8 protein-coding genes are annotated in these 13,367 nt (G+C 63.7%); 6 read left to right on the top strand and 2 right to left on the bottom strand.

The window, feature by feature from the left end; genetic code table 11:
• Nucleotides 1–28: 28 nt before the first annotated feature.
• The gene (locus AWB74_RS01325; RefSeq protein WP_061144953.1) at nt 29–922 is read left to right on the top strand and encodes a GNAT family N-acetyltransferase; all 894 of its coding nucleotides are present in this window, start codon (nt 29–31) and stop codon (nt 920–922) included.
• A 17-nt stretch (nt 923–939) separates the two neighbouring features.
• Here the strand turns inward: AWB74_RS01325 and AWB74_RS01320 are convergent, their stop codons facing one another.
• Entirely contained in the window at nt 940–1,134 is a 195-nt protein-coding gene (locus tag AWB74_RS01320) for a DUF1059 domain-containing protein (RefSeq protein ID WP_061123414.1), read from the bottom strand.
• Nucleotides 1,135–1,258: 124 nt separating this feature from the next.
• Between AWB74_RS01320 and nthA the strand changes: the two genes are divergently transcribed.
• Genes nthA through AWB74_RS01305 form a run of 3 tightly spaced genes read left to right on the top strand, consistent with a single transcriptional unit; the run spans nt 1,259 to nt 3,397 of the window.
• Nucleotides 1,259–1,918 (top strand): nitrile hydratase subunit alpha, encoded by a 660-nt coding sequence (nthA, locus tag AWB74_RS01315; protein WP_061145253.1) that lies wholly within the window; start codon nt 1,259–1,261, stop codon nt 1,916–1,918.
• On the top strand, nt 1,915–2,589 hold the full coding sequence (gene nthB, locus AWB74_RS01310; protein ID WP_061144952.1) for a nitrile hydratase subunit beta: 675 nt from the start codon (nt 1,915–1,917) through the stop codon (nt 2,587–2,589). The genes nthA and nthB overlap by 4 nt, the downstream gene beginning before the upstream one ends.
• Nucleotide 2,590: 1 nt before the next feature.
• Nucleotides 2,591–3,397, top strand: a complete 807-nt coding sequence (locus AWB74_RS01305; protein ID WP_061145252.1) for a nitrile hydratase accessory protein — start codon at nt 2,591–2,593, stop codon at nt 3,395–3,397.
• Here AWB74_RS01305 and AWB74_RS46805 read toward each other — a convergent pair.
• Nucleotides 3,388–3,747: a hypothetical protein gene (locus AWB74_RS46805; protein ID WP_200821915.1), complete on the bottom strand. Its 360-nt coding sequence runs from the start codon at nt 3,745–3,747 to the stop codon at nt 3,388–3,390. The two genes, AWB74_RS01305 and AWB74_RS46805, sit on opposite strands and share 10 nt — an antisense overlap.
• On the opposite strand from AWB74_RS46805, the gene AWB74_RS01300 reads away from it, so the two are divergent.
• Together AWB74_RS01300 and AWB74_RS01295 are read left to right on the top strand one after the other, a co-directional pair.
• On the top strand, nt 3,631–13,131 hold the full coding sequence (locus AWB74_RS01300; RefSeq protein WP_087038781.1) for a hemagglutinin repeat-containing protein: 9,501 nt from the start codon (nt 3,631–3,633) through the stop codon (nt 13,129–13,131). The genes AWB74_RS46805 and AWB74_RS01300 overlap by 117 nt on opposite strands.
• Nucleotides 13,128–13,355 carry a hypothetical protein gene (locus AWB74_RS01295; protein ID WP_061144950.1) on the top strand — a complete coding sequence of 76 codons (228 nt, stop codon included), beginning with the start codon at nt 13,128–13,130 and terminating at the stop codon, nt 13,353–13,355. Before AWB74_RS01300 ends, AWB74_RS01295 begins: the two co-directional genes overlap by 4 nt.
• The last annotated feature ends 12 nt before the right edge of the window (nt 13,356–13,367 follow it).

The raw sequence follows: 13,367 nt of genomic DNA, 5'->3' as shown, positions 1-13,367 counted from the left end.
CACCTTCGTTTCGACCGAGGCGCCCGACATGTCGTCCGTTCCTTGTCCCGCTCGCGCCACACCCGACGACCTGCGCTTTGCCGTGCGCCGCATGACGTCGGGCGATGCCGACGTCGCCCTCGGCTGGGCCGCGACCGAAGGCTGGAACCCCGGCCTCGACGATGCCCGCTCGTTCTTCGCCGCCGATCCGCATGGCTTTTTCGTCGGCACATGGGACGGCGCGCCGATCGGCTGCATCTCGGCGGTCGCATACGGCGATGCGTTCGGCTTCATCGGTCTCTATATCGTCAGCCCGGAATGGCGCGGCAAGGGCTTTGGCATGCGCCTGTGGAACGAGGGCATGACCTATCTCGGCGCGCGCAATATCGGGCTCGATGGCGTGCTCGCGCAGCAGCCGAACTATCGGAAATCGGGTTTCGTGCTGGCGTATCGCAACGTGCGTTACGAAGGCGTCGCGTCGGCGGATGACGAGCCCGTCGATGGCGTGACCGTCGCCGATGCGCTAAGCGTTCCCTTCGAACGGCTGCTCGACTACGACACGCGCATGTTCGCGTGCGAGCGCGTCGCGTTTCTGCGCGCGTGGCTGGCGCAGCCGCAGGAGCACGCACAGGCGTGCATCGCGCTCGACGGCGACAGCGTGCGCGGCCTTGCCGTGATCCGCCGCTGCGGGACAGGCCACAAGATCGGTCCGCTTTTCGCCGACGATCTGCCGACGGCGCGCGCGCTGTATCGTGCGCTGGTCGCGGGCGTGCCGGGCGATGCGGTGTTCCTCGACGTGCCGGAAAGCAATCCCGCGGCGGTCGCGCTGGCCGTCGAACATGACATGCAGAGCGTCTTCGAAACGGCGCGCATGTACACGCGAGCGGCGCCCGACGTGCCGCTTGCGCAGGTTTTCGGCGTGACGAGTTTCGAGCTCGGCTGACGTCTCGAAGGCCGCAGTCAGGCAGGCGGCGCGCCGTCGTGGAACATCGTCTTCAGTTGCGCGCGCAACTCGGGCGAGTCGGTGTGCCGATGCACGCTCATCGCGTGCTGCACGGCCGCTTCCATCAGCTCGTCTTCGGTGTCGGCGGAAAGAACGACGCTGCAATTCACATCGCTCGGGCATTCGCGGCAATCTATGTACTTGCGCGTCATGGCTTCCTCCTCGCATGAGACGCTGATCCCAGTATAGGCGGCGGGGAGGCACGCATGACCGGTGTTTGCACGCTCGGGCCCGCTCCGGTAACGTGTGACGTCTGTGCCACTCGCGAGCCTGCTCATGAGCCACGAACATCCGCATCACCACGAACACGATCACACCCACGATCACGCCGGCAGTGCACTGCCGGAGATGGATCTGCGCGTGCGCGCGCTCGAGTCGCTGCTGGTCGAGAAGGGTTATATCGATCCCCAGGCGCTCGACGTTTTCATCGAAACTTACGAGCACAAGGTCGGGCCGCGCAACGGCGCGCGCGTGGTCGCGAAGGCGTGGCGCGATCCCGCGTATCGCGCGTGGCTGTTCGACGACGCCACCGCCGCCATCGCATCGCTCGGCTTCACCGGACGGCAAGGTGAGCACATGGTCGCGCTGGAAAACACAGAGGACGTGCATAACATGGTCGTCTGCACGCTGTGCTCGTGCTATCCGTGGTCGGTGCTCGGCCTGCCGCCCGTCTGGTACAAGTCGGCGCCGTATCGCTCGCGCGCGGTCATCGATCCGCGCGGCGTGCTGAAGGATTTCGGCATTGAGTTGCCGGAACACGTCGAGCTGCGCGTGTGGGATTCGACCGCCGAAGTGCGCTATCTCGTCATACCGATGCGTCCCGCTGATACCGATCATCTCGACGAAGACGCGCTCGCGAATCTCGTCACGCGCGATTCGATGATCGGCACGGGCCTCGCGCTCGCGCCATCGCAGACGGCGGGAGCATCGGCATGAATGCGGCGCACGACATGGGCGGCATGCAGGCGTTCGGTCCAGTCGAGATCGATGCGTGCGACGCGCCGGGCGCATCGCCGTTTCACGCGGACTGGGAGCGGCGCGTGCTGGCCCTCACGCTCGCGATGGGCGCGACGGGCCAATGGAACATCGACACGTCGCGGGCGGCGCGCGAAAGTCTGCCGCCCGCGCAATATCTCGTCAGCAGCTATTACGAAATCTGGTTCGCGGGCCTGAAGAAACTGCTCATCGCGAAAGGGCTCGCAAATGCCGATGAAATCGCGAGCGGCCACGCGCAGTTGGCCGCGAAGCCGAACGTGCGCGTGATGAAGGCGGCCGACGTGAGCGCGGCGCTTTTGCGCGGCGCGCCGGTCGATCGTCCGACGACATCGCCCGCGCGCTTTGTCATCGGCGATGAAGTCCGCACGAAGCTGATGAATCCGCCGACGCATACGCGTTTGCCGCGCTATTGCCGGGGCAAGCGCGGGCGTATCGTCGCGGTGCGCGGCACGCATGTTTATCCCGATGAGAACGCGCTCGGCCACGGCGAGCATCCGCACTGGCTCTACACCGTGCGTTTCGATGCGACCGAACTGTGGGGGCCGGACACGACGGCGTCTTCAGTGTGCGTTGATTGCTGGGAGCCTTATCTCGATGCTGCGCGCGCGTGACATGACTTCCGACGAACCGAAGCTGCATGCACTGCGCGCCGCGCTGCCCGAACTGCCTTTTGACGACGACGGCCCCGTGTTTCGCGCGCCCTGGGAAGCGCAGGTATTCGCGATGACGCTCGCGTTGCACGAGCGCGGCGTCTTCACGTGGAAGGAATGGGCGCACGCGCTGAGCATCGCGATCGCCGACGCGCAGGCATCCGGCGACCCCGATCACGGCGATACCTACTACGCGCACTGGCTGAGCGCGCTGGAGCGCCTCAGCGCGGAGAAGGGCTGCGTGAGCGAGGCTATGCTCGCGCACCGGCGCGTCGAGTGGGACGAGGCCGCGCGCAGTACGCCGCACGGCCAGCCGATCGTGCTTCGGCACCGACACGACTTGACCGCCGCGACGCTCGATGCGTATCGCGCGGCGATCTATCGGATCGATGGCGTCGATGGACGGCCGGACATCGACATGAAAGTCGGCGTCGCGAATGCGGCGGTCGTGTCCTTGCTCGCGCACCGCGAAGTGGCGAGCGCGGTGTTCGTCACGGCGTTCAATCCGTTCGGCGAGGTGCTCGCACCTGACGAGAACGCGCGGCGACTGCGTAGTCTGGTCGAATATGTCGGGGCGTTGGGACTGCGCGCATTGCCGGGCGCAGGCGTCGATCCGATGAATGTCTGGATTGCCGAAGCGAGCCTTTTCGTGCTCGGCGCAACGCCCGACACCGCCGATGTGCTCATGACCGCGTTCGCGCAAAACGCCGTGGTGTATGTCGACCGCGCGGGAGTGCCGCGGCTGTTGCTGCATCCGGATCATCGCTGAAAGGACCGCACACGGTCGCGTTTTTCCGTGATCTGGATGATTAGTGATGCATATCGATCGTGGCGTATGTCATTCGCACGCCGCCGCTTTTGGCATTTTTCATTGACCCGAAGCCCTTTGCGTTCCAATTTCGGAATATTCCGACGCTTACCAATCGTTACCGCATCCGAAAATTCCCTGCTCTCCGGCACAGCATGCCGACGAAGTGGTCGTGCAATTTTCAAAATCAGGTAATGAACAAGAATTTCTATAAATTGGTCTTCAGCCGTGTGCGCAACATGCTTATCGCCGTGGCTGATTTTGCGATCGCTCAGGGCGGCGGTGCTGCACGCGGAGCGCGTCGGGCACATGGCGCACTTTCCATCTCGAATTTCTCGACGGCAGTGAGCGTATTGGCGTGGATCGCCATGCTGCTGCTCCGAACCGCCTCGACGTTTGCCGTTGCACAGATCGTCGCCGCGCCCGGTTCCGGCGCCAAAGTGATTCAGACGCAAAACGGATTGCCGCAAGTCGATATCGCCCGTCCGTCCGGTGCTGGCGTATCCGTGAACACTTATTCACAATTCGACGTCCAGCGTCAGGGCGCGATCCTGAATAACTCACCCACCATCACGCAAACGCAACAGGCCGGTTACATCAATGGCAACGCGAACCTGACGCCGGGTCAGGAAGCACGGGTGATTGTGAATCAGGTGATGTCGAATTCACCGTCGCAATTGCGCGGATATCTGGAAGTGGCGGGGCCTCGCTCGGAAGTCATCATCGCGAATCCGAACGGCCTGGTTGTCGATGGCGGTGGTTTCATCAACACGTCGCGTGCGATTCTCACCACGGGAACGCCGAACTTCGGGCCGAACGGCAGTCTCGCCGGATTCTCGGTCAATGGCGGCAACATCACCGTGCAGGGCGCGGGCCTCAACGCGACGAACGTCGATCAGGTCGACCTGCTTGCGCGCGCGATTCAGGTGAATGCCGCCGTCTACGCCAAGAGCCTCAACGTTATCGCGGGCGTAAATAGTATCGACCACGATTCGCTCGACGCGAAGCCTGTCGCCGGCAATGGTCCCGCGCCTTCTGCCGCGATCGACGTCAGCCAACTCGGCGGAATGTATGCGAATCGCATCTTCCTGTCGTCGAACGAATATGGCGTCGGGGTCTCCACCAGGGGCGTGCTCGCGGCGCAAGCCGGCGACCTGACGCTCCAATCCAACGGCCAGCTCGTGCTCGCGGGCACGACCAACGCTTCGGGTTCGATCAGCGCATCGGCGCGCGATGGCATCACGAACAGCGGCACGACCTACGCGCAACGCGACGTCATTGCGACGAGTTCGGGCGCGTTGACGAACACGGGCGTGCTGGCCGCGCAGAACAATACGACGGTCAACGCAGGCAGCGTCGCGTCGGCGGGCACGCTCGGCGCGGGCGTGAACAGCGATGGCACGATCGCCAATACGGGCGAGCTCAATGTGCTGTCGAGCGGCGCGGTGTCGGCAACCGGGCGCAACGAAGGCGGCGGCAATACGACGATTCAGGGTACGTCGGTCAATCTTGCGGGCAGCAATACATCGGCCAACGGCACGTTGTCGCTCGATGCGACGAGCGGCGACATGAACCTGTCGGGCGCAAGCACGACGGCAGGTGGCGCGCTTGCCGCGAACGCGACCGGCACGCTCACGAACGATCAGGGCAAGGCATCGAGCGGCGGGGCGATGCATATCAACGCGGGCAATGTTTCGAACGCGAACGGCCAACTGGTTTCACAGTCGACGCTCGATGTGAACACGCGCGGCACGTTGAACAACCGCGGCGGCACGATGCAGGCCGCGGGTCGCGAGAGCATCCAGGCGAGCTCGCTCGACAACACGAGCGGACGCGTCGTGTCGCTCAATGCGGACGGTCTGAATGTCACGACGACCGGCGCGCTGGTGAACGGCGCGGGCGGCACCATCGGTACGAATGGGGCGCTCGGCGTGGCGGCGAGCACGCTGTCGAACCAAGGACAACTGACGGCGGCAGGCGATGCCACGGTGCGCGCGCAGCGCATCGATAACCACGCGGGTAGCATTACCGCAGGCGGCGCGCTCAACGCAACGTCGAGCGGTGCGCTCGATAACACGTCCGGCACGCTGTCAGGCGCGACGACGACGGTATCGGCAGCGTCCATCGACAACACGAATGGCGACATCAACGGCGATACGCTCGCGGTTTCGACGCCCGGCGCGCTCGTCAATCGCGGCGGCAAGCTCACGCAGTACGGTGCGAACGATCAGACGATCATCGCGGGCGGCGCGCTCGATAACACGGGCGGCGCCATCGCATCGAACGCCAACAATCTGAACGTGCGCGCGCAAAGCATCACGAACGACAGCGGCTCGATGCAGCACGCCGGCACGGGCGCGCTGGTGGTCGACTCGAAGGGTGTGCTGTCGAACGCAGCCGGGCAGATCGTCACCAATGGCGCGCTCGCGCTTCAGGCGGCGCTCGCGCTCTCCAACGCGCGAGGCACGATCCAGGCGGCACGACGCGCGGACATCAGCAGCGCATCGCTCGATAACACCGGCGGGCGCATCGTGTCGCTCAACGCGGACGGCTTGAGCGTCACGACGACGGGTGCCGTGCTGAACGGCGCGGGCGGCACCATCGGCACGAACGGCGCGCTCGATCTGAACGCTGCCACACTCGCCAATCAAGGCGGGCTCAATGCGGCTGGCAACGCGACCGTCAACGCGCAGCGCATCGACAATCACGCGGGCAGCATCACCGCAGGCGGCGCGCTCACTGCAACGACGCCGGGCGCGCTCGACAATACCGGCGGTACGCTGTCGGGCGCGGTCACGACCGTTTCAGGCGCGTCGATCGACAACACGAACGGCGACATCGAAGGCGACGCGCTCGCGGTCTCGACGCCGGGCGATCTGGTCAATCGCGGCGGCAAGATCACGCAGTACGGTGCAAGCGATCAAACGATTCATGCAGGCGGCGTGCTCGACAGCACCGGCGGAGCGATTACGTCGAACGCCAATAGTCTGAAGCTCGAAGCGCAAAGCGTGACGAACGACAGCGGCAAAATCCAGCACGCCGGTTCCGGCACGCTGGCGCTGAACGCGACGGCGGCAATCTCGAACGCGGCGGGCAACGTGCAGACCAACGGCGCGCTCGTCGTTGATGGCGCGAGCCTGGACAACACGTCGGGCACGCTGCTGGCGATGCAGGCGGCGCAGGTGAATGCGGCGTCGGGCATCGCGAACCGGGGCGGCTCGGTCTATGGCGGCGACGGTCTGAGCGTCGCAACACAAGGCGATATCGACAACACGGGCGGCTCGGCGCAAACCGCGGGCGATCTGTCCATTAGCGCAGGCGGCACGCTCACCAACGCGCAAGGCACCGTCAGTGCCAACGGCACGCACGGCACGACGAACGTCACGGCCGCGCGCATCGATAACACTGGCGGCAAGCTGACCAACGCGGGCGATGGCGCCACGACGGTCGCCGCATCGGATGTGACGAATACCGGCGGCACGCTCGGCGGCAACGGCGATGTCACGGTGAACGCGCAGACGCTGGAGAACGATGCGGGCGCGAACCTCGTGGCGGGCGGCGCAGCGAACCTGAACATCGCGCAAAGCGTGAACAACGCGGGCGGTACGCTCTTCGGCGGGACGGCGCTCAATGTCGGTCAGGCGAGTGCGACGGTCATCAACGACGGTGGCGCGATCCTCGGCGGGCTTGACGTGTCTAGCAATGTCGCCTCGCTCTCGAACGCGAACGGCTCGATCCGCGCCAATCGCGACGTGAGCGTGAGCGGCGTCGTGTCCGGCGACGGCGCGATGATCGCGGGGCGCAATCTCGGGCTCGCGGTGATCGGCGACTATACGAACGACGCCGCGAATAACTTGCACGCCGACGGCGATATGAGTCTGAGCGCCACCGGCACGCTCACCAACACGGGTACGCTCGGCGCCGGCGGCGCATTGACGGTTGGCGCGCAGGATGTTGTCAATGCCGCGAGCGGCGACATCAACTCGTCGAACACGACCGTCAACGCAGCGAACGTGCTCAGCAACGCCGGGCGCATCGAAGGCGATACGGTGAGCACGCACAGCGCAACGCTCGCCAACACCGGGACGATCATCGGCAACGATGTCGAGTTGAACGCCAACGACATTCAGAACACCGGCGCGGCCGCGGCGATCGCGGGCGCGAACAGCGTGCATCTGTACGCGGCCAATTCGGTGACGAACGCGGACGGGGCGCTCATCTACAGCCTGGGCGATCTGCAAATCGCCAAAGACGGCACGCGCGATGCGTCGGGCATGCTCGCGAATCAAACGAACACGCTCATCAACAGCGCGGCGACCATCGAGGCGGGCGGCGATATCGATATCGCGGCGCGTTCAGTGCAAAACCTTCGCACGGGCGTGGTCACAGAAGCCGGCACGCCCCAGGATGCGGGGTCGACCACGCTGACCTTGTGGACTGCGGGCTTGTCCGGAGACGAACTTGCGACGTATCACAGCAGCGCATTCCCGCAATGGAACTGGAGCAACGGCGCCATTTCCGATCAGACGGTGCACGGTCTGGCGCAACCCATTACCGTGACGGTGCCGAAGGATCAGGTGACGAACGTCGATGCGAGCGCGCAGACGTTTTCATTGACCGTGCCTGTGGAAGACACCACGCAGCGCCGTGTCATCGACCCGAAGACCGGCCTGCCGACGCTTCAGCAGACTAGCCGTGTGGTCACCAATAACCCGACACAGTGGTACAACAGCCTCACCGACAACGGCGACGGCACGGTGTCGATCACGTTCTGGCCGGACTTCGATCCAAACACGCAGATGCGCCCGGACGCGGACCAGGTGCGCTGGGACATCGACAACCACGACTACGTGGAGATGTCGCGCACGACGCAGACCACGACCACGACCGACCGGGTGGTGAGCGCGGGCAATGCCGCGACGATTCAGGCGCAAGGCGCGATCCGCATGAACGCGGATGGCGGGAGTATCGATAACGATATGTCGACGATGGCCGCGGGCGGCGATTTGGTGCGTCGGGCGACGGGCGGTAGCATCAGCGATACCGGCGTGGTGTTGCAGCAGAAGATCGATCAGACGACGAGCTCGATCTACTACTGGCACCAGAAGTCCGGCGGCAGCAGCGATACGACCGAACCCCGACTGGACGGCAAATTCGACGGCATCACGTCGACGACGACCACGGTCGATGCGCTGCCGGCGATCGCATCGTCGAATCAGAATGTGCAGACGAACGCGGCGAGCATCAGCATCAACTCGATCGATCGGCAAGGACAGACCGTGATCGGGTCGGGCGTGACAGGCGGCAGCGCCGACGGCACGCAAACCGGCATGATCGCCGGTCAGGGCGGCACGGCGTCGGGCGTCGACGGCCATCAGGCGCAGGCCGTGAGCGGCCAATCGAGCGCGCCGCAAACGGTGGGCGGCGCCACGGGCGGCATCCCGAACCTGAAGCTGCCGGTCAACGGCCTGTACACGTACAACAGCGCGCCGGGCGCGACGTATCTGATCGCCACCAATCCACGTCTGACGCAATACGCGCAGTTCATCAGCAGCGACTACATGCTCAAGGCGCTGGACCTGGACCCGTCGAAGACCATCAAGCGGCTGGGCGACGGGGTGTATGAGCAACAACTCATTCGCAATCAGATCACGCAACTGACGGGCCGTACGTTTCTCAACGGCTATACCGATGCGATGGACGAGTACACCGCGCTGATGAACAACGGCGTGGCCTTTGCGAAGCGATTCGATCTGACGCCGGGCGTGGCGCTCACGCCTGCGCAGATGCAGCAGTTGACCACCGATATGGTGTGGCTCGTCGAGCAGGACGTGACCTTGCCCGATGGTTCGCATCAAACGGTTCTCGTGCCGACCGTGTATCTGGCGCAAGCAAATGCGGTGGATCTGACACACAGCGGCGCGCTGGTCGCCGGTAACAACGTGAACCTGAACGCGAGCGGCAACGTGACCAACAGCGGCCATGTGACGAGCAATCTGGCGACGACGATCATCGGCAATAACATCGTCAATAGCGGCGTGATCGGCAGCGGCGGCATGACGACGGTGACCGCGGTGCAGGACGTGCGCAACACGAGCGGGCGCATCGGCGGTAGCGATGTGCTGGTGCAGGCGGGGCGCGATGTCATCAACGAGACGCGCACGTATGGCGTGTCGACGTCGTTCACGGATCGTTCGTTCTCGGGCGTCACGACGGGCACGGGTGTGGATGCCATTGGCACGATCTCGGCGACGGACCGGGCGAGGATCATCGCGGGCCGTGACGTGAATTTCGCGGGTGCGCTGGCGCAATCGGAGGGCGATCTTGGCATTGCGGCGGGGCGCGATCTGAACGTTGGCACGACGACGCTGACGTCCACCAAGGACTCGTCGGGACATGGCGGACAGGACTTCCGGCACGATACGGTGACGCAGGAGCTCGGCAGCGCGATCGTCGCCGGCGGCAAGGCGATGACGCTGTCCGGGCGCGACACCACGCTGACTGGCTCGACCCTCTCGGCCGGTGGCGATGCGGGGATGATCGCGGGCGGCGATCTGACGGTCACGGCGTCGAAGAATACGCGCACGTACAGCGAGCAGTCGTTGAGCAACAGCCAGAGTCAGCACGCCAATTCGAGCTACGACGAGCAGGTGAACGGTTCGAGCGTGAGCGCGGGCGGTAATGTGACCTTGGCCGCGGGTCAGCACGGCAGCGGCAATCTCGTGGTCCTCGGCTCGGAGGTGAGCGCCGACAAGGGCGAGGTCGCGCTGATCTCGACGGGCGATGTGACGATCGGCAGCGTGAGCGAAACGCATGATGCGCAGGGCTGGTCGCATAGCGAGAGTTCGGGCGCCCTGTCGAAGACTACGACGAACGACACGAGCAGCTCGCATCAGGTCATCGCTCAAGGTTCGACCGTTTCGGGCGATACGGTGACAGGCTCAGCGGGCCGAGACATGACGATCTCCGGTTCGACGGTCGCGGCGACGCACGATGTGTCGCTGGAGGCGGGAAATAACCTCCGTATCGACGCCACGCAGGACACGAGCGAGTCGAGTCACTTCCACGAAGAGAGGAAGACGGGCCTGGGATCGTCGGGCGGTGTCGGTATCTCGTATGGCACGGTCGATACCAAAGACACGATCAACGACGCGGACAGGACCGCTCGCGGCAGCCTGATCGGTAGCACGTCGGGCAACGTGACGATGCAGGCGGGTAACACGCTGCATGTGACGGGATCGGACATCGTTGCTGCAGGCAACGTGACGGGCACGGGTGCAGACGTCGTCATCGATGCTTCGCAGACCGATCGTCATCACGACGAGACGCACGAGACGCATAGTTCGGGCGTGACGCTCGCGATCAAATCCTCGGTGATCGATGCGATTCAGACGGCCAGCCAGCAGGCGCGGGCGGCCGAAAGCGGTTCGGGCAATGCACGGGTGGATACGTTGCACACGCTCGCTGCGGCCGGCAGCCTCATCAACGGTGCGAGTCCGATGATGCAAGGTCAGGGGCCGGATGCGAAGATCGAGCTGAGCGTGGGTTCATCGAGCAGCAAGTCGACCTTCACGGAGGACAGCACGCAGCGCAACGGCTCGAACATCACCGCGGGCGGCACGGCGGCGTTCGTCGCGACGGGCAATGGCACGCCGGGCAGCGGGAGCGTGACGATCGCGGGATCGAACGTGAATGCAAGCGATGTGATACTCGCCGCGAAGAATCAGGTCAATTTGGTGAGCTCGGCGGATACGGACAGCACGCGCAGCACGAACGAATCGAGCAGCGGCAGTATTGGCGTGTCGTATGGCACGCAGGGCTTTGGGATCTCGGCGTCGGGCAGCCGTGCGCACGGCAACGCGAATTCGGACTCGGCAGCGCAGAACAATACGCACATCAAGGGCTCGGAGAGCGTGAGCATCGTGTCGGGCGGCGACACGAACATCAAAGGCGCGACGGTGGATGGCGGGAAGGTGTCGGCGCTGATCGGTGGCGATTTGAACATCGAATCGATTCAGGACACGAGCCACAGTGTGGCGCATCAGGAGAGTCAGAGTGCGGGGGTGAGCATCAGTCAGGGCGGAGGCAGTGCGAGCTTCAGTTCGCAGAACGGGAATGCGTCGGGCGACTATGCGGGTGTGGAGGAACAGTCGGGGATTCGTGCAGGAAAAGGCGGGTTCGATATCAACGTGAAGGGGAATACGGATCTGAAGGGCGCGTATATCGCGAGTGATGCGGATGCGTCGAAAAACAGCCTGACGACCGGGACGTTGACGTTCAGTGATATCGCGAATGCGTCGAGCTACGACGCGAGCAGCAGCGGTTTCAGTGCGGGCGGCTCGATGGGTGCGTCGGACAGTGCGAAGGCCAACGGGGTGACGTCGCTCTCCAACGGCGGAGGCATCTCGCCGATGCTGCCGCAAAACGAGAGCGGCAACGAGACGGCGAGCACGAGGAGCGGGATCAGTGCGGGCACGATCACGATTACGGACGGCGCGAATCAGAAGCAGGATATTGCGAGTCTGAATCGGGATACGACGGACCTTAACGGGACGGTGAGCAAGCTGCCGGATCTGAACAATCTGTTGAATCAGCAGGCGAGCACGCAGCAGGCGGCGGCGATCGTTGCGCAGACGGTGGCCACGCAGATTGGGAATTATGCGGATTCGAAGTTCAAGGAGACGAGCGATCCGCGCTGGGATACCGGAGGTTCATTCCGGATTGCGATGCACATTGCGGGCGGTGCGGCCGTAGCGGGGCTGGGTGGTGGCAATGTTGCAGGGGGTGCAGCCGGAGCTGGGGTGTCGGCCGCTGCTGCGGGTTATGTGAACGACGTCAGCAACGCAATTACCGGCGCGAGTCCGACGGGTAACGCGGACGCGGATCGTGCGTTGGGGAACATTCTTGGCAACGTGTTGGCGACAGGTGCGGGTGCATTGGCAGGTGGATCGTCAGGCGCGGCGACGGGATCGGCGGCGAACCTGTATAACGACCAGGTGCATTGCACGAATGTAGGGGGGTGCAAGGGCAGTCAGGGCACGCTGGTCGATCGGGCAATTAATGGTGTAGTCGATTGGGTCAAAGACACGTACAACGACCCGGTTGGCGACGTCAAACGCTGGGTCAGTCAGGCAACAGGGCAGATGAACGCCGATGCTCAGGCGAAGGCTTCGGAGCGTCCTTCTGATCTGATTGCGCAAGGCACGGCGAATGGTATCCAAACCGTGATTGGCGCGAAGGGTGGAGAACCGCCGATGGCGAATCCGGGGACGGTGCTGGCGGATTCTACGGCGGGTGCGGTGCCGAAGAAGCCGAATGTGCCCAGTAATGCGATTCTGAATAATGGGAATGACGATCAGTCGTTCGGCGGAAAGAGCATTAACGATCTGTCAGACGCAGCGAAAATGCCAGACTCGTCCGATAGGTCGGGCGAGTTGAGTGCTGCGGGACGAGGATTGCAGAAACACGGAAGTCGAGAGGACAGTGCATTCCCTCCTGCAAAAGGCAATCCGGCTGCTATCAACGAGCAAGGACAAAAGATCGTGAATGAAATTCTGAATGACCCCGGACGCACTGTTGAACAATCGAACCGTGGACGTTACGGAGATGTCATTGATGTCCGAGCCTCTGACGGACGCGGGGTTCGATACGGGGCAGACGGAAAGTTTATTGGTTTCTTGGAGCCGAACAAATGAAATCGCTGAAAGCACAGATTGCGAGTGTGACGGATAGAGAAAATCTCATCTACGAAATCTGGCACGAGAGCAGACAGGTTGCAGAAATATCGAAGGAGCCAGGTCGAGATTATGAGATCGAGATCTATCCGGCGGCTAACAATGGCGCATGGCACTTCGATCTGCACGAATTCAAGGCCATGCTGGAAGATGGAGTCAAAGAATTAGCAAGTAACCCGCAGTAAGTTAAAACAACA

The organism is Caballeronia arvi, assembly GCF_001544695.2.
GTDB lineage: Bacteria > Pseudomonadota > Gammaproteobacteria > Burkholderiales > Burkholderiaceae > Caballeronia > Caballeronia arvi.
The sequence above is the reverse complement of the archived record's forward strand: the minus strand, read 5'-3'. Positions and strand labels throughout refer to the sequence as shown.